Annotated in this window: 15 protein-coding genes; 6 read left to right on the top strand and 9 right to left on the bottom strand. The window is 48.4% G+C overall.

Going from position 1 to position 22,822, the window contains the following annotated elements; translation table 11 throughout:
- Window positions 1-83: 83 nt before the first annotated feature.
- The gene (locus CKW14_RS03140) at window positions 84-857 is read left to right on the top strand and encodes a CHAD domain-containing protein (protein WP_176471244.1); all 774 of its coding nucleotides are present in this window, start codon (window positions 84-86) and stop codon (window positions 855-857) included.
- Window positions 858-989: 132 nt separating this feature from the next.
- On the opposite strand, the gene CKW14_RS03135 is transcribed toward CKW14_RS03140, so the two are convergent.
- The gene (locus CKW14_RS03135) at window positions 990-2,891 is read right to left on the bottom strand and encodes a potassium transporter Kup (protein WP_095124631.1); all 1,902 of its coding nucleotides are present in this window, start codon (window positions 2,889-2,891) and stop codon (window positions 990-992) included.
- Window positions 2,892-3,235: 344 nt separating this feature from the next.
- Between CKW14_RS03135 and CKW14_RS03130 the strand changes: the two genes are divergently transcribed.
- The 4 genes from CKW14_RS03130 to CKW14_RS03115 all read left to right on the top strand — a co-directional run bounded on the left by CKW14_RS03130 (window position 3,236) and on the right by CKW14_RS03115 (window position 6,509).
- Complete coding sequence (locus CKW14_RS03130; RefSeq protein ID WP_256587175.1) at window positions 3,236-4,378, top strand: ABC transporter substrate-binding protein; 1,143 nt, start codon at window positions 3,236-3,238, stop codon at window positions 4,376-4,378.
- Window positions 4,359-5,468 carry an iron ABC transporter permease gene (locus CKW14_RS03125; RefSeq protein WP_095124629.1) on the top strand — a complete coding sequence of 370 codons (1,110 nt, stop codon included), beginning with the start codon at window positions 4,359-4,361 and terminating at the stop codon, window positions 5,466-5,468. Before CKW14_RS03130 ends, CKW14_RS03125 begins: the two co-directional genes overlap by 20 nt.
- The gene (locus CKW14_RS03120; RefSeq protein ID WP_095124628.1) at window positions 5,465-6,268 is read left to right on the top strand and encodes an ABC transporter ATP-binding protein; all 804 of its coding nucleotides are present in this window, start codon (window positions 5,465-5,467) and stop codon (window positions 6,266-6,268) included. Before CKW14_RS03125 ends, CKW14_RS03120 begins: the two co-directional genes overlap by 4 nt.
- Window positions 6,269-6,377: 109 nt before the next feature.
- The gene (locus tag CKW14_RS03115) at window positions 6,378-6,509 is read left to right on the top strand and encodes a DUF2256 domain-containing protein (protein WP_095048493.1); all 132 of its coding nucleotides are present in this window, start codon (window positions 6,378-6,380) and stop codon (window positions 6,507-6,509) included.
- 46 nt (window positions 6,510-6,555) lie between these two features.
- Here CKW14_RS03115 and CKW14_RS03110 read toward each other — a convergent pair whose 3' ends face one another.
- Window positions 6,556-6,921, bottom strand: a complete 366-nt coding sequence (locus tag CKW14_RS03110) for a histone-like nucleoid-structuring protein, MvaT/MvaU family (protein ID WP_095048494.1) — start codon at window positions 6,919-6,921, stop codon at window positions 6,556-6,558.
- Window positions 6,922-7,215: 294 nt separating this feature from the next.
- Here CKW14_RS03110 and CKW14_RS03105 point away from each other — a divergent pair, with 294 nt between their 5' ends.
- On the top strand, window positions 7,216-8,052 hold the full coding sequence (locus CKW14_RS03105; RefSeq protein WP_176471242.1) for an MliC family protein: 837 nt from the start codon (window positions 7,216-7,218) through the stop codon (window positions 8,050-8,052).
- 256 nt (window positions 8,053-8,308) lie between these two features.
- On the opposite strand, the gene CKW14_RS03100 is transcribed toward CKW14_RS03105, so the two are convergent.
- From CKW14_RS03100 to CKW14_RS03070, 7 genes are all read right to left on the bottom strand, one after another.
- A complete protein-coding gene (locus tag CKW14_RS03100) occupies window positions 8,309-12,070 on the bottom strand; it encodes an autotransporter outer membrane beta-barrel domain-containing protein (RefSeq protein ID WP_095124627.1) in 3,762 nt (1,253 codons plus the stop codon).
- Window positions 12,071-12,665: 595 nt separating this feature from the next.
- Window positions 12,666-13,655 carry a fimbrial protein gene (locus CKW14_RS03095; RefSeq protein WP_095124626.1) on the bottom strand — a complete coding sequence of 330 codons (990 nt, stop codon included), beginning with the start codon at window positions 13,653-13,655 and terminating at the stop codon, window positions 12,666-12,668.
- 9 nt (window positions 13,656-13,664) lie between these two features.
- Window positions 13,665-16,235: a fimbria/pilus outer membrane usher protein gene (locus CKW14_RS03090; RefSeq protein ID WP_095124625.1), complete on the bottom strand. Its 2,571-nt coding sequence runs from the start codon at window positions 16,233-16,235 to the stop codon at window positions 13,665-13,667.
- Window positions 16,236-16,338: 103 nt separating this feature from the next.
- Window positions 16,339-17,016 carry a molecular chaperone gene (locus CKW14_RS03085; RefSeq protein WP_256587174.1) on the bottom strand — a complete coding sequence of 226 codons (678 nt, stop codon included), beginning with the start codon at window positions 17,014-17,016 and terminating at the stop codon, window positions 16,339-16,341.
- 127 nt (window positions 17,017-17,143) lie between these two features.
- The gene (locus CKW14_RS03080; protein ID WP_095048499.1) at window positions 17,144-17,668 is read right to left on the bottom strand and encodes a fimbrial protein; all 525 of its coding nucleotides are present in this window, start codon (window positions 17,666-17,668) and stop codon (window positions 17,144-17,146) included.
- 824 nt (window positions 17,669-18,492) lie between these two features.
- A complete protein-coding gene (locus tag CKW14_RS03075) occupies window positions 18,493-21,879 on the bottom strand; it encodes an ATP-binding protein (protein WP_141231773.1) in 3,387 nt (1,128 codons plus the stop codon).
- 20 nt (window positions 21,880-21,899) lie between these two features.
- Window positions 21,900-22,571 carry a response regulator transcription factor gene (locus CKW14_RS03070; RefSeq protein WP_095048501.1) on the bottom strand — a complete coding sequence of 224 codons (672 nt, stop codon included), beginning with the start codon at window positions 22,569-22,571 and terminating at the stop codon, window positions 21,900-21,902.
- Window positions 22,572-22,822: the final 251 nt, after the last annotated feature.

Here is a 22,822-nt window from a genome sequence, read left to right as displayed (position 1 = left end):
ATATTGCAGCCCTCGTAGGCAATGGCAGCAACGACCCATAGCTCTGCTACGCTTTGCCAACATCCTTTTATGCGAGGTCGATGATGTCTTTTGTCGACAATTTTGTTGCCCAGATTATTTCCTTGGAAGTCTCCCTTTATCACTCGCGCGCCAGGATAAAAGCCAACAGCGACAGCGAAGCGCTGCATGATTTGAGGATTGCGGTACGGAAAATACGCAGTCTCTTGCGCCCTCTGCGCAACATGCCGGAGGTAGCCGCGTTGAATCAATCTGCAGCCGAAGTCGGCAGAGCGACTACACTCACCAGGGATCTGGAGGTCATCATCGGCGAGCTGCAAAAAAGGGGCTATTCGCACCAGGCGGAGAGCCGAAGTGCAGCCCGGATAGAACAGTACCGAGAGATCGCCGCCAGCACGGTGCTCGACAAATTATTCGCCGAATTGGATCAATGGCCGGAGCTATTCAGGACAGCAGAGAGAGCAGGCGAACTGGTTGATGTCAAAAGACAGATTGAGAAAGCACTGAAGAAAAGAATCACTCAATTGGTTGCTGGACTTCGCGATAAAGACTTTGATCGACACGAGTTACGGATCATCGTGAAAAACGCGAGATACCTATCCGATGCGTTTCCGACACTGTCACCACTCAAGGCAAAATCCAGAGATCAATTGAAGTCGGTACAAACATCACTTGGCTCATGGCACGATCACCATCAGTGGTGCCTGCGAGCTGAGGCTGAACCGGACTTGCTCGAAATCGCCCCCTATTGGGAGGCCGCGTCAGAACAGGCGCTGGCAGATGCTGAGCTGAAGCTGGCATCACTGCTTGATCACTTGAAGAAGGATCTGGCGGAGTAAAATTGGCCATCCCACTGAGGCGATGTGGTCGCGTGGTTAGCTGAATTCAAACGCTTCAACGGCGCCCACTGGAAAAAGTGAGCGCCGCCAGACAGTCGCTAAACAATCAAACTAGAGCAACCTTGCTTACCTCTACATCTCAACCTGCGTGCCCAATTCGATCACTCGATTCAGCGGCAAATTGAAGTATTTAAGGTTGCTGTTGGCGTTCTTGAGTAGAAAGGCGAACAGGCTTTCTCGCCAACGAGCCATCCCGATACGCTTGGTCGGAATAACTGTTTCGCGGCTAAGGAAGTAGGTGGTACGCATCGGACTGAAATCCAGCTCATTCAAGTGACAGAGACTCAACGCTGCGGGTACGTCAGGCTCCTCGATGAACCCAAAGTGCAGGCTAACTCGGAAAAACCCCTCGCCGTACGCCTCGACCTCAAACCGCCGATCAGCAGTCACACGCGGGCTGTCTTCAGAGACCACCGTTAGCAAAACCACCTGCTCGTGCAGAACCTGGTTATGCAAGAGGTTGTGCAAGAGCGCATGGGGGACAGCATCAGCCTTGGCCGTTAGAAACACTGCAGTACCTTGAACCCGATGCGGTGGCTGCGAACGTATGCTGCTGATGAACAACGGCAGAGGAAGTGCGGTCTCGTCCAAGCGCTCAACGATGATCTTCCGCCCCCGCTTCCAGGTGGTCATCAAGATAAACAGACCAATGCCTGCGATCACGGGGAACGCACCGCCTTGAAAAATCTTCGGCGCGTTGGCCGCGAAATACAGACCGTCTACTAGCAGAAAGCCCAGCAGCAACGGAATGGCCAGCCAACGCGGTGTTTTCCAGAGGAGAAGCACTACAGCCGAGGACAAGATGGTCGTGATCAGCATTGTGCCCGTCACAGCGACCCCGTAGGCAGCAGCCAAAGCACTGGACGACTCGAAGCCAATCACCAGCAACACTACACCGACCATTAACGCCCAGTTGACCGTCCCGATGTAGATCTGCCCCTGCTCTTGGCTGGAGGTGTGCTGGATAAACATACGAGGGACGTACCCTAGTTGGATGGCCTGGCGCGTCAGGGAGAAAGCACCGGAGATTACGGCTTGAGAAGCGATGATGGTCGCCAGTGTGGAGAGCGCGACCATAGGCAGCAGTGCCCAGCTCGGCGCTAGTAAATAGAACGGGTTGCGCACTGCCTCTGGGTTTTCCAGGATCAACGCGCCTTGGCCAAAATAATTGAGTACCAGCCCCGGCAACACCAACATGAACCATGCACGAGAAATCGGCTTGCGGCCAAAATGTCCCATGTCGGCATACAGTGCTTCAGCACCGGTCAATGCCAACACGACGGCGCCCAAAATGGCTACACCCATGCCTGGATGAGCAACAAAAAACTGTACTGCCCAAACAGGGTTTAGCGCTTGCAGCACTTCGGGGCGCTGCAAAATGCCGTGGATACCGAGGGCGCCCAGCACCACAAACCACAGCACCATGACAGGGCCAAATAGGATGCCGATTCGAGCTGTGCCATGTTTCTGTATCAAGAACAGGGCGACGAGCACGACCACTGATATAGGCACGACCCAGCGCTCGATACCATCAAATGCTAACTGCAGCCCCTCTACCGCCGAGAGCACCGAAATAGCCGGGGTGATCATGCTGTCCCCGTAAAAAAGTGCCGCACCGAACAGACCGAGCAGAACCAGTATCTTGCTCATGTGCGGATAAGGTGCTGACGCACGGCGGGCTAAGGCAGTCAACGCCATGATGCCGCCTTCGCCCTGATTGTCGGCACGTAAAATGAACAATACGTATTTGATCGAGACTACCCAGATCAATGACCAAAAGATCAATGACAGGATGCCAAGTACGCCATCGTGATTCACTTGAACACCGTAGTGCCCGGAAAAGACCTCTTTCAAGGTGTAGAGGGGGCTAGTGCCAATGTCTCCGTAAACCACACCTACAGCGGCGACAAGCAAGCCCACCCCGGATGTTTTGGATAGGGAGTCTGTGTGTGTAACGGTTGCGGTCTCACTCAAGGTGACGCCCTCTCAATTAGCGGGGAGTAACTGCATGCCATCCTTGGGCAATACGTTTTTCCAGGGCCAACTGCAGAGCAAGGCACATGGACGATCTAAAAAATCGGGGCCAGTATCGTGGTGAGCAACAAAATCTACCGTAAAGAAACCGTAAAAACTCGTATCAATATTCCCAACAATCCGTCCTCGCCATGCCTCCTTTTGTAATTGCAACATTAGGAGCATGAAATTTTCTTTAAAGGACGAATGAGATTTATTCCCATAGCCTAGGCCCGCGTTTTTTGATTCGATTCAGGTAGGACGGTCTCGATCAACGCGTCTACTCAGCGGCTATGGAAACTCCTATGCAACATTTGAAAAATCTCATCGCGAGTATCTGTTTGCTAGTTGCAGGTCAGTCGATGGCAAATGCGACGACCTATCCCGTAACGGTGACCGATGTTGCCAATCGCCAAGTAGAGATTGCGCAAGAGCCTAAGCGAATCGTCCTTCAGGATGGCCGTGACCTATTCACCTTGGCCCTGCTCGACCGCCAGGATCCTTTTAAGCGCATCGTCGCTTGGAACAACATCGTCAAGCGTGCCGATCCGAACACCTGGAAAGTGTTCGAGCAGCAGTGGCCGGAATCGGCGAATCGTGCGACGGACATGAAGTTCGGCGATGAAGGCGATCTCAATCTGGAAGCGATAGTTTCGGCACATCCTGACCTGCTGGTTTTCCAGACCCGCGCCCGCGCCTCCTTGGAGAGTGCTGGTGTCGCGCAAAAGCTCGCGGCACTCAAAATCCCCGTGGTGTTTGTCGACAGCGACATTGATCCCGTGGTCAACAGCCAGAAAACCGTAGCTCTGTTAGGCAAAGTGCTCAATCGCGAAGCAGAAGCGAAGGCATACCTTGATTTCTATCAGAATCATCTCGCCAAGATCGATCAGAACATCAAGCAACACACGCAAAAACCCTTGGTGTTCGTCGAGGCAAAAGCCGGCCAAGGCGGTGCGTCTGCATGCTGTTTCACTCATGGTGACGTGTACTGGGGGAAACTCGTGCAAGCCGCCGGAGGGCAGAACTTAGGGTCTAGCTTACTGCTCGGTGCAACCGGTGACGTGACACTGGAAACGGTGCTCAGCAAAAAGCCCGACGTCTATGTGATGACTGGCTCACAGTTCCCAGGTTCGACCTCTGTCGCACCGCCATTTGGTTTTGGTGATAGTGTGCAGCAGCCGATGATAGATCGCTCATTGAGCCTGCTGCAGGAGCGTCCTGGATTCGCCCAATTGAAAGCCAGCCAGAACGCTCGGGTGTACGGAATCTATCACCAGTTTTACGCAAGCTCCTGGAACATTCTCGCGCTCGAATACCTCAATCAAGCGTTCTATCCCGACAGCGGACAGCACCTAGATACAGCCGAAAGCCTCGCCACGCTTTTCAGCCTTACCGGATTGGAAGCCGTGCCCGCCGTCCTCTACTCGCATGCGCCCGCCAATGACTGAGTTACCAGCGGCCATGGCGATATCCGGCCCTCTCGTCCCGCCCTCCCCCCAGGCCCACTACGCTCATACCATTTGGCGACGTAGCGCGTTACTGACCCTCTTGTTGGTGTTGGCACTTGCAGCATTCATTGCTGACCTGATCGTCGGCTCCGGGACGCTCACACTGGGCGAAGCTATAACCGGGTTGCTACGTCCCGACAGTGTCGATTCCAGCACCCGGGTAATCCTTTGGGAGCTGCGGATGCCGATGACACTGATGGCGGTACTAGCCGGCACCTGCTTGTCGCTCTCGGGATTGATTATGCAGTCCGTCCTCGACAACCCGCTCGCAGAGCCTTTTACGCTAGGTATCTCGTCAGCCGCAGGTTTCGGTGCGTCACTGGCACTCGCCTTCAACCTATCTTTTAGCCATGCGTTGCCAGGATTGAGCGCCGACCTGATAGTCACCGCCAACGCGTTCCTATTCTCGTTAACGACAGTTGGAATCATCCTGCTGCTGACACGCGGACATGTGGGCCTTCAGGCCATCACGTTGCTGGGAATCGCGATGCACTTTGTCTTCAGCTCACTGTTGGGGATGGCTCAATACGTGGCGAGCACCGATCAATTGCAAAGCATCGTGTTCTGGCTGATGGGCTCGCTGCTGCATGCCACCTGGAACAAAGTCACGTTGTGTGCCGTGATCGCAACCATCGCAATTCCGGTCGTGCTGCTCCAAGCCTGGGCGTTGACGGCGTTGCGCAGCTTTGGCGAACAGGCCGTGGTGTTCGGCATTCCGGTGCGCCGACTGCGCACGACGATGTTGGTATTGGCGGCGCTGTTGGCGGGCGCTGTCACTTCGGTGGTGGGTGTGATCGGCTTTGTGGGCCTCGTCGCGCCGCACGTTGCAAGGCTGCTAGTGGGCGAAGACCAGCGCTTCACCATCGGCGTGACCATTGCTTGCGGAATCATCTTCGTGACCCTGGCCTCTCTGGCCAGCAAATTGATCGTCCCCGGTGCCGTGTTACCCATCGGCATGGTCACCTCACTAATTGGTCTGCCATTCTTTATCATTCTTATCCTGCGCGACCGGAGGCTGACGTCCCGATGAGTTTCACTACCACCAACTACCGGGTGACTTTGCGCGGCAAGCCTATTCTCAAGGGATTGAACGTGAACGTTGACGCCGGCAACACAATGGCTTTGCTGGGTGCCAACGGTGCGGGGAAGTCGACCTTCATGAAAGGATTGTGCGGACTCGTGCCTGCTTTCGGTTTTGCCAGCATCAACGGCACGGCATTACTGGGGATGTCTCCTGCCACCCGCGCGAGGATGATTGGCTACGTCGCGCAAGATCTCGCGCATCTCGACGTACGACTGTCGACCTATGAGCTCTTGCTGCTCGCTCAGCAAGGCAGTGCACGCAGCTGGAAAACCAGCGCAGAGGCGCGATACAAGGCAACCGAACTGCTTGAGCTGCTTGGATTGCAACGTTTCGCCGAGAAACAGCCTGGTCAACTTTCCGGTGGCGAACGACAGATGATTTACCTTGCCCTAGCGCTAATTCGCAGTCCGCAACTACTGCTGCTGGATGAACCCACCTCGGCTTTGGATTTGGCCAATCAATTACAGATTCTTGATGCCGTCAGCGAGTACACACGCAAGCACAACATCGTCACGCTGGCGATCTTTCATGACATGAATCTGGCCAGTCGCTACGCGGACGACACGCTCATGCTTGATCAGGGCATCGTGCATTGCTGCGGCCCAACGAGAACCACATTAACCCCAGAAAATCTGGCGCAGGTGTATGGGGTTGACTGCAGAGCGCTGAGCGTCGAAGCCGGCGCCTTCACAGCGATCTATCCAGTATCGGTGATTGCGCCCGAGAGCCAGGCTGGCGGTAGATAAAATTTACGGTTTATGTGAGATCACGGTTCTAATTAAGAGGTAATCTTGATGCCACAAGGCAACGTCGCGCGCGCCGGTAAGGCCAGGGCATAGATGAAGGTGAGTCATTCTGAAAAAAGGTGCTCTGCCAGTCAAAACTTGCGTGACCTGCGGTCTTCCCTTCACATGGAGAAAAAAGTGGGCGCGCTGCTGGTATGAAGTTCGCTACTGCTCGGAGCGCTGCCGGCGCAGCAAAGGCTGAATTAAAAAAAGGGCCATTAGAGGCCCCTTTATTGTTAGATCTAAGATTACTTTTTGAGCCAAGACTCGACGGTCGCAGCGCCGTGCTCTGCTTTCCAATCTTTCAACGTCTTATGGTTGCCGCCTTTAGTTTCGACGACTTCGCCTGTGTGAGGGTTTTTATAAACCTTCAACTGGCGAGGCTTGCGACTGCCCACTTTGGACTCGGCTACTGGAGCGCGACGGACTGCTTGAGGATCGAGCAGGTTGATCACGTCCTTGAGGCTATAGCCGTATTTTGCGAGCAAATCGCGCAGCTTCGTTTCGAATTCAATTTCTTTCTTGAGGCCAGCGTCGCCTTTGAGGGCTTCGAGCGCTTGGAGCTGTTCGGCTAGGTGTTTTTCCAGCTGGCGGAATTCGGCAAGTTTTGACATGACAAGTCTCGGTTAGATAGATAACTAAGAGTATATTGCATATCTGCTTTTCGTGCCTGCTCGGTGACTAGGCTACGGAAAATTATCAGTTAGTACTATGACCCAGCCGAAAATCAAACAATTCTGTGTAGGTCTCAGCGCTCCTCCAGAGGAGAACCTTAGGCTCACCGAGTTAGTCAATCGTTGACACCAGATGCTAGAGATACTGCAATCTACCGAGGATTTACCGATCAATAGCGCGTCAGAGAGAATAAGATCGGTACTTCGCGATTGCCTAAATTAAAGGAACCCTATGTGAGCAAATATTTGGTTTTATTATTGGTTAGTGTCACAGGCATCGCTCAGGCGCAATCCCTATGTTCAACAACATGGTATCAATCGGTCGAAAAGGTTCTGCATACGGCTGATACTCAAGGGCACGGATCGGATTTAGGTTCTAACGAATGGAAGTCGGTGATCGAATTCAAGCTCGGGGTTCGCGATCGACCAGATGTTCCTGAGCGAAGCTCAGAGCAATGGTGCCTGTACGTTGATCAGCAAATCAGTGAGATGTGGGCGACCGAAGCGCGCATGAGAAAATTGTTGATTGTCAATGAATCACCTGACCCATCGTACGAATGCACAAAAGTGAAGCCTAGTGGTATTGAAGCAAAGATATGTGAAGACAAAGCGCTATCGGCCCTCGATCGCAAGCTCTCGGCAGTATATGCCAGTGTAAGCACTAAGGCCGGCAACGAGCATGCTCCACGGCTCAAAGCAGAGCAGCGGGGATGGATTAAGGGGCGAAACGACTGCTGGAAGAGTAATGATGTCGCTGCATGCTTGCGCATGGAATATCAATCCCGCATCGCTGAGTTGCAAGCACGGTACCGACTGGTAGCTGGCACTGGGCCTATCTATTACGAATGCGACGGCAACTCCGCGAACGAGATAACTGCCATGTTCTTCGAAACTGATCCACCGACATTGATCGCCGAGCGTAGCGACAGCGTATCGCTGATGTATCAGCAACCGAGTGGCAGTGGCATCAAGTACGTCGGGCCCAATGAATCGCTTTGGGAGCATCAGACCGAAACCATAATCATCTGGGGATATGGCGCCCCCGAAGAGCTTTGCAAAAGAAAGCCTTAAGCAGCGATTTCAATCAAGCGGCGAAATTACGAATGCTTGAACGGCAACATTCTGCCGAAAGCACTCAACAGCGACTGCTTTCGCGCAAGCCTGCACTTTAAGAGCTGACATGACTTGTCACCTAAGCAATTACATCTGCTGGCGATGGTCATCCGTAACCTGCCGCGCGTGACGCGCACTGGTAACAACCCGAGGGGAATTAGGACTAAAAGAACGGCCCAGCAAACCGGGCCGTACTATTCAGGCGTGACATAATCTACCAGCAATATTTCACACCAAACTGACCAGCGGTCTCGCTCTGATTAGCAGTTGCTATCTGGGTGCTCAAGTGACCCCAGGCGCTCCATCCGCTGCCGATATCAACCTCAGCGCCGACCTTTACCTCATACGTATCATTCGCTGTGCTAAGTTTGCTGGTGATATTGTTGAACGACATTGCACTGTCGTCCTCACTGTGCCACCAGTTCACGGCAACAAAGGGTTGTATGCGAGTGCCCGATTTTTCCGTCGGACGGACATATGCTCGGGCCCCCAAGCGCGTGGTGACGTTATCCGAAGCCTTCGATTTGACCGTAGTACCATTCTCTTCTCGGTGCTTGTCTGCCTTGAAGTTCGTATAGATTACCTGCGCTTGCGGTTCTAGGTAGTAAGCCTTGCTCTCCCCTTGTCCCATGTTTAAGGCATAGCCGGTTTCAACCGAAGCCGACAACGTTCTGCTGCGATAGCTTTCGCGAGCCAAGCCATCACCTTTGACACCGTTCTCATAATGTCCGGATTGCAACCAGGTATCGACATATGCACCCGTCGAATCAACACCGTTCTGAAACCAAGTACCGTACATACCCACGCTGTAGCCTTCCACCTCCCCCTTAGCGTTGTAGCCGAGAATATTGGAGCTGATACCAGTCGTCGCCTTACCTTTAGCAGCCATCACGCCCAAGTGATAATTATCATCGCCATCTGTCCAACGGGCCACCTCTGCACCAAGCTGTAACGTGTCGGTGCTTGTGTTCAGGTCGATTTGGTTCTCGCCGGTATCGCCAGTGAAGTCATTATGCTTCACACGCATCCATACCGAACCTTGTGCGCCCTCAGTGGGACTAGAGTCGAGCTCACCAGCTCGCTCGTGCAAGGTGTGCTGGAACATACCAATCGCTGCCCGAGTATTGCCAAGATAAGCACCAATTTCAGGTCGGTATAGACTCGGCTTATTGGGACGCACCGGCTCTGGCTGCTCCGGATGCTCCAGACCTACTACCTCAACAAGATCATCATGCTTTTCTTCGGGTGCTTCCGAACGTAGATACCAATCACCGTCATGTTCAGAGGTCTTGCCTCCTTGGAATAGAAGGTACTCATTGCTGCCTGCAACCACACGGTTACCCAGCTTGAATACGCCATTAGACGCACCATCCACCCGCACCACTTCAATACCATCACCGTAGGTAAAATGACCTTGGCCGCTAGAATTGTTGAGCTTGAGGAATGTTTCACCGCTCGAGTCCCCTTGTATTATGAGCTTGTCACTGTGTGAGTCATCGCCGCCTAGCCGCGCATTCATTGCAAGCACCCCGTTATCGCCGATGTAGTTGCCTGCCACAGTTAGGGTCTTGAATTCTTCAAAAGCAGAGCGATTCGAGTTCGGCGGGGAAAAGGCGATCGTGCTATCGGCAATGCGCAAGCTGCTTACATTAGAGTCACTCAGCATGTTCCAAATAGAACCCCCTTTCAAATCCAAGTCTAAAACGACACTAGGCCCAGAAAAGCGTACGGCGGAACCATCCCAAGTAGAGTTGCCGGCTAAACTGAGATTAATGCGGGTGTCTTGATCCATCACAAGAATGTTTCCGTTTAAATGAGCATTCTCGCTAGCGCTTAAAACTGTAGCGGAGGCAGATTCTCCAGAAAGGAGCACCCCATTACCACCCGTTATTGAGCTATTATTCATGACGTCAATCGCTACGTTTCCAGACTTTACTCGTAACGCAGTACTCTTTTCCGAAATGATATGGCTGTTCCCAAATGACGCTCTACTACCATCAGATAGGGAAACACCAACACTATCATTACCTGAAGTTATTAGAGTCAATCCATCTGCAGCAACGGTGCCTCCAGAAGTGACGTGAATGCCTGATGAACTATTTCCATGCGAGATAATGACGCTATCATTGAAAGTCATTTTTCCATTATCGCCGATCCAACCTCCATACGAAAAATCACCTAAAGTCGTAATATGCGAGCGCGCTGCGCGCATCGCGGTTCCGTTGCCCGTCAGGTGGAGACCAAATGCACTGTCACCTTGGGTGATAAGCTTTGTATCCTTAATATCGATCACAGCGCCATTATTAGCGTAGGTAGCCGAGCCATTATCGCCACGACTAGTCACACTACTATTAGAGATAGAAGCAAAACCGCTCCCCTCATCGACCGCAATGCTACGCCCCATATCAGATGTAATGCCTACATTATCCAGAGTCAGAATTGAACCATTCCTTGCTATGACACCATCACCATTCTCACCTGAAGCCGATATTGACGAATTTACCACACTGACTAAAGCTCCATAATTTGCCAACAAACCTGCTGCATCTGCGCCAGATGTTAAGACTACAATATTAGAGCCTCGAATTTCGCCTCCGCTTGAGTATAATCCATTTGCGTTATTGCCTTGGGTTTTTATATGCATTTGGGATAGCGTAGCTTTAGAGCCAAGACCATCCAGAACTAATCCATGTCCCCCTCCCCCCAAAGTATGTATGTCGATATTTTCGCCTGTGAGTATGCTGTTATCCAAGTGAACTGCACTAGCGCCCGTGTTGTCGGTCTGGATCGAAGTGCTCCGAAGTGATCCGACGCTTCGGTCAGTCAAGTAAATGCCGCGAGCAGCTACTCCTTCCGTTGCTATCGTGACTCTGTCTAAGGAAGCAGTGCCTAAAGCGCTTGCAATCACACCGCCAGCCTCCGCCCCTTTAGTACTTAATATACTATTATTGAGTGAAATCAAACCGCCTCGGCTAGCAAAGATTGCGTGTGCACCTTTACCTGACGTACTAACATCTGTATTAACAACATTAATAAATGAGTCAGTATCACCCGAATGTAACGCCTGCGCATCGTCCCCCCTAGTCTCAATAGAAGAACCATCGATAGAAATTTGGGCACCGCCTGCCACATACGCAGCGGAGCCACCAATGACTCCTGCACTATGAGTTATGATACTGCCACGGGTCATATTGACTTGAGACAGTTCCGATGACGCAATTAAGCCCCGTCCCTCGTTCACACTCACTTGAACATCACTCAAGTCAGCTGAGCCTGCATACACAGCCACGCCATTGCTAGTTTTACCCTTAGTACTGATAGAGCCACCTGTTATTTTTATTTGAGACTTCGCCGATACATAGATCCCGTTTGAACGATCGCCTGTAGTAGAAATTGCGGAATCAGTAACGGTGGCCGTGCTGGCATCATGTACCTTTATGCCTCCGGCTAAATTCTCTCCAACCCTATTACCTTCAACGTTAATAACTGCACCATCAATAAGGATATTTGCTCCCTGTACCGCTGTTACGCCATACGCCGCATCACCAGTTACGACAACCTCAACACCGTCACCGGAAGAGTCGCGCCGTAGATTAAGTTTGCTGCCAAAAACTGCATAAGCGCCATGAGAAGTAGCGCCCGATGATCGAATTCTACCGCCGCTAATTTCGATGAGACTGTCAGCACCGCTCGCATGAGCTCCGAAGGCTCTTTCGCCATCTGTAGTGACAGATGCATCAGAGGTAAATATTTTACCTTTACTTAGCGCGTATAGGCCGATTCCGTCCAGATAATCACTTCCAGACGTATTGATACTTATACCGTCGTCCGTAGTTATGCTGGTGCCATTTGCCTTAACCTGCTGAGCTGCGGCAGGTAAACTCAACGCGGAAAGTAAAGCAGTTGCCTGACAAATTAGAATCGACAAGAGCTTCTTTTTGAATCTTTCCGGGCTAACTACGTATTTAGCATTCATTCTTCCCCTACCTATAAGTTTTGCACGGTAAAGCGATGAAATGTATTGGTTGTCTCTAACGGCGCATGGAGGCGAGCCGTCACGTCTTGCTTTAGTTATGCGAAGGTCGAAAAACTAATTAAAAGCCTGGCATTAGTTAAAGTGCTTCAGGCAATAAACAATTTCGTATACATCGTATTTTTATATAAGGGTGAATGCATCACACCTCCGCGAGCACTTGATAAGCTCGTTTCCTGAAAGACTACTGTTTTGTCAAAGCGGAGGTTCAATCGCGTGAAAGCTCGCCCAAAAACGCCGCAATAGTCTTGCGTTAACAACCATGGACGGGGCAGAAAATATTCCGAGAATATAACAACGGGGGTAACGCTTCGACCTAAAATCTCCGTACTGAGAGGCGCTTGCCCAACTCCAGACTCGATAAGCAATCATTATAAAACCGAAACCGCTTACACCAACTTTTGACGATACCGTCAAGTATATCGCCGCCTGTATACCGCTAAGTAATGCAGACGGCTAGTCCCTATTTGTTAATTCGCCTCGTTACATAGACTCAGACAAATTAAGGCTATAGACCAATGCACTGCATAGCGAGTTTTTAGTTATACGTCAAAGTAAAAGTAGCCGTGCCATTTGCCTTCCCGGCGGTCACTGTACTTTGAGTTTGATAATAACGCGCCTCCATCACGATATTATTATTCCCGGAGGTCGAGTCTCCCACAGCTGTGGCCGCTCCTAACGTCACCGGCGCTCCACGGGACAACAACTGTATACCGACTCCTTTAGCATCGAGATTTCCCATAGTTGACCCTAGCGCCATCACGCCTTTTACTCCAGAACTATCTGCCGCTGCATTCCAAGTGATTTTCAATGGAGTTATTCCATTACAATTAATAGGAATCGAAAATTCTTTGGCTCCTGAGGTACTCCCCACTCCACTAAAGGTACTTCGCTTCACCTCTCCCATTGCGACATTGAGTGACGTGCTCCCGATCGAGCAAGTTGTTGTGGTAAAGCTCCCGCCATTAACAATATTAATTGCCGACATCCAATATGGACTAATCTCTTCAACAATCTCACCAGCATAAAGCCCTGTATTTATAGAGCCCGGAGTAATTGGCCCGGTTTTTATAATCTCAACTTTAAAACCACGCGAGTTCATTACCAATGTGCCAGAACTGCCATTCTGAGGAGTCAAAAACGCATATGGATAATTACCAGCCCCTCCAAAGTATTTATTGTAACCTAATACTAGCAACCTCATACCCACACCTTGCAAATTGGTTTGGAGCAACCCGTTGCCGTCTGGAGTACGCCCCCTAAACTCCGCCCTAAGAACCACTGGTTCTCGACAATTAGTTGCATACGGCCCATCCGGATATGAAACTACTTGTGAATACAAAACGGTGCCAGTTGGAGTATTACCCTCAACCCTTATTGCTGGAATCGATACATTGAAAGGTTTTTCTTTCCAGCCGTTTACAGGTGTGCATGCTGCATGCGCAGTCAAGCCAGATACGCTATTCACGATCATCAGAAAAAGCGAAAACGCGAAACTTGAGAAACGACTCTTGTTTAAAATATTCATGATCAATTCCTATTTGCAATCGACAGCTATTACCTGGATTGATGAGATACTTTCTGCTTTCGGCAGCTCAAAATTCGCCTCGCATCGATTGTGGTCGTGACTACCCCACTTCACGTATAGCAAACCGCGATCGGCTACACCGCTCAAGTAGACCTGCCCATTAGTACCAACAATGCCGACGTTGTCTGACGCTTCCGAATTGGGCTGTAGCGCAACGGTTGCACCGAAAGGAACTGGCTTGTTTTTATAATTCAGTGTTAACAGTACGCGACTGCCAATGCGAGTCTGGAATTTAGCCAACACCACCGCCCCCCTAGTAGGGATGACTGTTTGTGTCGCAGTTTCTAGGTCTATATCATCACCTAAAGATTCTGTATCCAAAGCAATTCGGTTCTGTCGGTAGGTACTAAGATACGGTACGACCGCATACCCCCTCCAATCAGTACGCACGCCAGTGTTATTCTGGATTTTCGCCCCAGCGGCCCCAAGCGCCTCTACGAGCGCAATAGTCTCTCCGTGTTGCTGGGAAAAAGTGACTCCGTCGGAATGAGCAACGATTCCACCTTGCGCTCCGTAATTCAGGCGTTCGGAGGTGCTGGTATAGCTGTAACCAACTTGAGCCTCAGCATAAGTTCCAAGATAGCTAGCGCTGGCGTTTCCACTTCCTCCTACGCCTTTATCGGCATAGCCTTGGCTTATATTGTAGTTAAGGTTGTTATCTGCCAACGCTGTGCCGCCCAGGCCAATCTGTTGGGATGTGCCGCTATTTTTACTGGCACTTATGTTGTAGCTTGCCCAACTATTCGGTAACAGGTTGTCTAGCGGAATCTGAATGTTAAGCGCTAATTGCTGATCCTTGCTGTTTCGTTCCGGCGATTGAGACAACGTATAGTTTAAGCCATAGGTAATGCTATTTTTGCTGACGCTATAACCAATGCTTATATTTCGCTCAACACCGCCGCGACGCCAGTAGTCCTGCTGGAAAGCGTTGACGTAGACGTTCCCATAGGCGCCCAACGACTGGTTGATACTAATTTGCGCCTTGCTTCGCTTAATGTAATTGTTACGCCACATGTCGTTTTTGCCGAACGAACCAATATCGTTGGTTTCTTGAAAATCATAAAAGCCATTGGTGGAATAACGATAGCCCGCCAGTGTAAAAGTAGTACTGGTCACTTCTATATCTTTTGCATATTGAAAACGATAAGATTGCCCTGATCTCGTCTCACCGTTGTCCAGTTCCGCCTTGGCCTGAGTGGCGTCAATCGATAAAGAGCCCCAGAGGCCAAATCCATGGCCTAAACCAAAAACCTGGGAGTTGTAATTTTTAGCTATCAGCACCCCACCGTAGGCGGTGCTGTCGAAAGGTAAGCCATAGATCATGGTACCTTGGCCGAAATAGGGTGTAAGCGCATCGGAGTTGGCCGTCCGATATTCACCGGCGGTCAAGGCGTATTTTAGGCGACCCTCACGAAGCATTACGGGCACGGCTGAAAAAGGCTGTGTCAAAGAGCGCTCTGAACCATCGGTCTCTGTAATGGTAACCTCCAAGTCGCCACTGGCGGAGGTAGGGTAAAGATCAGATATGGCGAACGCACCTGGTGGCACATAGCTTTGATAAATAATGTATCCGTTTTGACGAACAGTAACCTGTGCGTTACTACGCGCGATCCCTCGCACGACTGGAGCAAAACCGCGCAAGCTATCGGGATACATATTATCGTCCGAGTTAAGTTGTATACCTCGATATTGGACGCTATCGAATACGTCGCTCGGGGTCACACTATCGCCTAGTGTCAACTGACCTTTCAAAGGCGTGATATCATGTTGCAGGTAGGTGTTGACATTATCCAACGACGTTTGGCCGTTGTTATCGTAGTACGTAGAGTAATTGCGTAGGCGCCAATCCCCCCAGTTCAGCCCGCTACGCAAATTAAGATAATTACTATCACTCGTCCCTGCGCGTCCATCCTCCCAAGTGTTCGCACCGCTAAAGCTGTAGTTCATCAGGAAAGCATTCACCCCCCTATCCCATAAAATAGGATCCACATAACCGCGAGCCTCGTTGTTAAGAGCGGCTTGTGGAATGCTCAAGTCGAGGCGCTGCTCTGCAAAATTAAGCTGACTATTGGCATCAGGGATGTATTGGCCCAAATCCGACAACGTTTTATCCGCTGGAAGATTCTGGAGGCTTGCAAGCGCTTCAGTTTTTACACCCAGTGCGGTTAGTTGCCCAACAGTGAGTTCGGGAAGTAGGCTATCCTGCAAACGGAAAAATTTGATATTGCGAGTATCGACTTTGTTACCGTTCAGGTAGATGTCTACCATGTACGTTCCCGGTAACTGCCCATTTCCAGTCGAGAAATTGGTGAGATCAGGAACTGGTTGATCGTCCGCGATCATTTCTAACGCTGAAGGATCGAAATATTCTTTTGCAGTTAATCCGGGTGAAAACACTAAAATGCAAAACGAAATTAGCGAAAGTGTGAGCAGGATCCAGGCTGAAGAAGTACTAATAATCAGGCCACGGTTACGTTTCAAATGTATGGGGTCGCGGTGACCGAAAGTAACTATCTTCATTGCATTGGTCTCCTACCGTGCATTGTTGGGGGGGGGGGGAGCGTTAATATTGCGGGGAAAAAGATCGCTGGCTATTGTTCATACGATGGGTCGAGGGATATATTCACTGTTTAACCATATCTGTGATGCCCCCATAGTCATTAATAGACTGCCAACTTATGTCACCTGCAGATCCGTCGGGGATAGCCCATTCACGAGTGCTGAATGGCTCAACCATTCCTACATCCTTGATCTCTTCAGAACCGATATTTATTTTAAAAAAAGAGATGTGGTAAGGCGTCGGATTGGTAGCAATCAGTCGACCGTTGTTTTTAGAAAAAACTAAGAGTTTGTGCGCCTCGTTTGCATTTCCCGGTAGGCCTACTGGACGGTAGAACAATTTGATACGAGTTTTCACGGAAATCTGAAGTTTATTAAGAGTAGATTCTTCGGTCGCTGGAATAGATTTAATATTTAACCAATAGACAGCTTCTCTGTCTTTTGGCAACTGGTTGCCCACTCGCACAATGCGCAAGATATTTTCTCTCCCAACATCCAACCGAAACAGGGGCGGGGTAATGATAAATGGTAACGTCTCTTGATGTACTCCTTCATCAACTTCAAACCAGGACTGAATGAGAAAAGGAGTACTTTTATCAGCATTTGCTACTGATATAGACGCTTCCTTTTTTTTACCGTCATAAATAACTCTCGTTGCACCAACTACGACTCCTGCTTGTGCAACATTTGATATGCTAAGCAGGAAAACCACCAAGCAGCCGAACATATTCAACCGAGGCATGCGTTGCTCCTAGGTATGCATCACAATGTAAATAACTGAGGGCTACTCAACTTATAAGCAGTCCCTCAGCCGAAGCAAAGTGCTATATAGATTAGGACTAGCCTAGCTATACCTTTTGTATAAAATCTTAGTTATAGGAAACGGTAAAGTTGCTCGTAGCATTAGCTTTGCCGGAGACCACCGTCGCCGCAGTAGATACGTACTTCGCGACAAATTCGAAAGTGGTATCTGCTCCTGACGCAAGAGCCTTAGTCGCAGACTTTGTGCCTACAGGAATCAGAGTGGTTGAATTACTTTCATAGATGCCAATTCCCACGCCTGTAGCGACGCCGGCGCCACTGGTAAGCGCCAGCAGACCACTATTCTCGGAATTCGCAGGCCCATCGAACTTCAAAGAGGCGGTAGTAACCGACGCCGGACAAGTAGTCAAGGTGATACCGAAACGAGTAGGAGCTGACGTAGCTCCTGCTGCGCTAAACGCTTTTGAACTGATCGTCCCGAGAGCAACAGTTGCGGAAGTAGAACTTGGACTAACAGTGCAAGCTGCATCGGTAATAGTACCGGTGAAATTAACGACTCCGTCAGCTGCATACGATGCTGAGGAAAAAGCGGAGCCTGCCAGCAAAGCCATAACAATCAGTTTTCTGTTCATGATTTTCCTATGCGCCAGTTAAGGCAGTAAAGTAGTGTTGAGTCTTAGTACTAATTTCGCTCGTGCCAGAGGATCATTGATAGTCAAACTAAGATCCGTAAAAATACCAATTTTAATTACGCAACTTAGATTAAAAATATGATCGATCTGCACTACTATGCTGCCTTGAACTCACGTCAGGATGTATTGTGACTACTCCCATTTTTATCTAAGAATACTCTTATTTTTTTTAACGCCGTGAATCTAGCGCCAACCAACTCCGGAAACTTTGAGTTTTACTCGCATTCAGCGGGTGCTAGGTCGCCGATGAGCTAATGTGAGGGATCCAGTTCTAGAGAATTCATACGAACTGCTGATGTGCCCCGATGCTTTTCACAACTTCGTATCCTTTGTTTTAACTGGGAACGACTTTTCCGTTAGGGGAAAATAGCTCAATGAGACATGGAGACACTGTGATATTTGGAAGCCCGAACGAATAAAAAATAGAACTGCGATGACTACAAGGTATTAAAAAATGTACCATCACGACATGTCGAGGGGCTCACAGGGACAGCGTGACTGCGACTCACAGCTTAAATATTTCGCCCCCCCCAGCAAGGGCATATAGATAACCTACAAACCACGCAGTACCCCGACCACATGGCCTGACATGACATGCTCAAATAATAGAAGCGAATCACACTGTTCAGTACTATATTCGCCAAGCAATACAACTTCCTTCTGGCAATCCCCTATAGTAAAGAGCAATAATTTTTGGAACACTTGAGCCTTAGTTAATGACTTAAAGAATAAAGCGAGTGATGACAACCATTAAACTACATTGATTAGTTTATAAAACTGTTTTTTATGTAATTTAGGTGCGCCTCTACTCTTGACCGAACAAATATTATATTTTTGGACTTAACAAGTGCGCATAGATGATCGCATTCTCTAGCACCAGTATTTTCTCCAATCGCTAAAAACGCCCCTTTTAGACGATGAGCAAGTCGAACAATTTTATCGCTGTCGTTTGTGTCTAACGCGTGGCGCAAAGTCTGCTCATCAGCAACCCACTCGGCTAGTAGTAATCTTCGCATTTCAGAAACAGCGTCTAGGGGAAGCGCATCATTATCCTCACAAGTCAGAGCCGAAACCTCATCATTCACAACCTTATTAATGAAAAGCTTTAACTGCTTCAATGATATCGGCTTGTACATTAGTTCAATGTCACTTGCCAGATCGAATCTTGATACTAGATCGGCGGTACTAATTATCACCGGGGTAAATATTTTCAACGCTCTAATTCTTGCAATGAGGTCAAGACCATTCATTACGGCCATATTCAGATCACTTATGATAAGTTCATAAGAAGTAATAACAATTTTCTCTAGCGCTTCAGAGCCATTACTCACACAATCCACATTAGAATAACCCAATGCCGCAAGCTGGCATCTCAGCAGTTCCCTGTTGACGGGATCATCTTCAACGACTAAAAAACGAGAACTATTCGCCTGATGATAAGTTTCAATTCGAGAGTCATAAGACTCAATGATTTGTCCACTCTTATTACTTGTTGATAGAGCAAGCCTTAACATCGAAGCTGAAAAAGATGTAACATGGACGTTAGCTCCCTGTCTTTCGGGATATAGAGGGCCGTGAGGTGAAACTAAAATCGTATCCTCATAGTAGTTCGACGGTTCGCTCCACCACCCAAACAAAGGCTCATTGGTAAGCGCAATCAGTAAAATGGCTTTCGCATTATTATGATGCTTTTCATCATGACCGTTACTACATACTACTGTCACACCGGGAAACCAAGCTCTGACTTGGGCAACCAAGTGCAATTCCCAAAGTGGAGCGTCACAACAAACTACTACCGTATCAAATATATGTTTTTTCTGTGAGTGCGCCGAAGCACTGTTCTCGTTCTCACGCATTAGAGGCCAATTAACTTGGAAAATAGATCCAACATTCGGCTCACTATCAACAGAGATAAACCCTCCCATTAACGAAGTAATTTCTCTGCATAACGCGAGACCAAGGCCGGTACCGCCGAATCTTTTTCCTATTCTAGGATCAGCTTGTACGAATGGTTCAAATACTGCATCGAGATTATCAGAACAGATTCCAATACCGGTGTCACCTAGACTTAAGTGAACCCACTGCTTATTGCCTTCCATACGTCCTGGTGCGATCTTCAACGTTATGGAACCACACACAGTGAATTTCACAGCGTTGCTGAGAAGGTTCATTAAGACCTGAGAAATCCGCTGGGCGTCACCACGCCAAATACCTTCCATGTCAGGATCAATCAAGCAAAGAAAACGCAATCCTTTATCAGAAATAACAGGTGCGAAGGTTTGTGCACACCGTTCAACTAATTCAACAAAATTGAAAAGTTCGATATTTAAGCGAAATTCCTGCGCTTCAATTTTCGATAGATCCAGTACGTCATTCACAAGGGTTAGCAGAGCGTCAAAGGAGTGCCGAATTATACTCAACCTTTCCTTCTGATTAGCGGTAAATTGCTCCAATGTGAGTAATTCGAGATTTCCCAATGCACCGTGCATTGGAGTACGTATTTCATGGCTTATCGTTGCCAAAAATACAGATTTAGCTTTGTTCGCTTTGTCAGCAGCCTGCTTTGCCTCTTCCAAATAACGGACAGTTGATTTTTGATCGCTAATGTCAATCATTCCAAATAGTAAAACATCGGTTTGCTTATATCTTGCCATTGAATAATTAACTGAAACCTCCCTAAAACAACCCTTATCATCGTATATCCGAGTTTCAAAATTGTTTGAGGCGGTCATGCCCGCGTGCGGTTCTAATTCATCGGCATGCCTCCCAAAAGTGTTCGTGTGTTCAAGCAACTGTCTGTAAAAGCCGTCAATATCGCAGGAAGTCTCAAGCAGTTTCATTGCCTCATTATTTTGCAGAACTATAGTTTTCGATAAAGGCTCGTAAATTGTAAGTGCGACAGGAGCTATGTTTAATACTGCGCGATTAAATATATCGCTATCATAAATAATGCGTGAACTTGACCCTAAAGGGCCAAGCACGGATCTGTTAAAATAAATCGCAAACCCCCACAGTAAAGATATAATCACGCAGAATAGTGCCACGCATATTATCAGTGGTTTTTTGAGGCTACTAATAATTGCGTTCCAATCAAATACGAAAACTGCTGTCCAGTTCGGGCCGGTAATTAGCTGGGAGTAAATAAAAATCCCGTTTCGGTAAATAAGAAGAGGTCGATCTCCAGTCTTATCGAAGTCTGCTTTGAATTCGATAGCCAAATCTGCGAGGCGGCGTTCGACCGAATATTCCTCTCCACCCCCCATTACATGGTCTAGATTCTGGGAGAGGACAAAAAAATTAGGTTGATGGGTGGAATCTTGAAATAGAATTGGGAATTTTTTTAGTGGCACGCTTGCCACCACAACAGCAATTCGTTCTGATGAACGGTAGACAGGAGCAGCGTAATATCCTGTCATTTCGTTGGTGATAGGTGACAAAGCAATAGGAATCCAAACGATACGCTCTTTAAGGATGACTTCTGGTGCGATGTTTATTATCTGTTTTTCTACTGCATCAATGGTATGCCTGACGTAATTGTCAACTCCATAGTCATGGGCTTTCTGAAGTTCAGGAGAAGTTAAAGGCGGGCCAATTGCCAGTAGTTGATGATCTGCAGAATAGGCAAAGCCTCCCAACGAATACCCGACATCACGAAATCTCATTAACGAGATTGGCGAGAATTCCTGTATAAGATGCAAAAAATCTTTTATCTTCCCCCTGTTTGTATCGTATTCTATTCTAGAGAAAAGCATAGCTGGAATTACCGTTGTCTCAGGCCCTGTGATGCCAATTGAGAACTCATGCGCAACACCTTTATGAACGTTTCTAATGGGGCCAGAGTTACTTTTGCGCATATTCGACAAAAGTTCGTACGACTCTACCGCTTGCTTTACCCGTGCTTGAGTACGATCCACATTAGCTTTTACTCTCTCGTGCTGAGTTTCGAAAATATTCAGTTGTGCATTGAAAAAGTCGGTTATCAACATGGCCAAGATAGTAAAGAGTGCAGCTATTATAACGAGAGTTGCGACAGCACCACCCGTAAACAATAGCCGTGTAGAGTATCTCTCCATTAGATTTGGAAAAGATTGTTTAACTTTTGAGCAATCTACTGGCTGGGATCGTTCGATATGCTTTATTAAGTTCAACACGTGGCATCTACCTTTCGCATTCAGAAAAGCTGATTGAAGGCATTAAGAAGCTCTACGTCATTCGTAGCGCCAAGTTTTAACATTGCTTGTTTTTTTTGAGTGCTGATTGTCTTTACACTGCGGTCTGTATGTTGCGCTATATCGGTAACCGACATTCCTCTTGAAAACATACGCATCACTTCTAACTCCCTGGCCGTAAGAGTTAAGTTAGTTAGCGTAGCAGGTGATAAGTCGTTCGACATTAGATGATCAAGCATGGTTTTTGAAGTGAGTGAGTCAAGATATTTCTCCCCAGAATGGACTCGATGAATTACGTTAAAAAACGAATTAGCATCATTACTTGCTTTGCTTAGAAAGCCGGACACCCCGGCCCTCACTGCTCTCTGTACAACTACAAGATCGTCATGAGCGGTGAATAGTATTATCTTAACGCTAGGATGCAATCGTCGTATCTTCTCTAGCAACAGTAGCCCATCGGGTTCGCCATCACTTTCAAAAGAGTAATCACAAATCAAAATGTCACAACTTACCTCGTCCAGCCTCTTGAAAAGGTCAAAGATTTTTGTAGCGGTGGCTACTACTTGGAGATCTTTGCAATCGCTTAATAATTTATTAACCCCCAATGTCACTACTGGATGATCATCGGCAATTATTATTTTAATAGGTTTCGCCTTCTCTTTATTTTCACACATAACACAACCCTAGGTTTAACGTTTTCATGAACACCATTACTCGATCTCAATGGATCACTGAGACATAAAGCGGAATGTGACGCTGTAATATTCCTCCACATTAATTTGAATTTTTACCATCCTCAGCACTTCAAACTTGAATTTAGAATCGATAGCTCAAAAACTACCCACGATGATAGAAACCGAACCCAGCAGTAAGATCATCGGCGAATGGTGAACAGGTTTTCCTACCTGCTAAAAAATCTAAGATT

Origin of the sequence: Pseudomonas sp. Irchel s3a12 (assembly GCF_900187485.1) — a bacterium.
Lineage (GTDB): Bacteria > Pseudomonadota > Gammaproteobacteria > Pseudomonadales > Pseudomonadaceae > Aquipseudomonas > Aquipseudomonas neuropathica.
The sequence above is the reverse complement of the archived record's forward strand: the minus strand, read 5'-3'. Positions and strand labels throughout refer to the sequence as shown.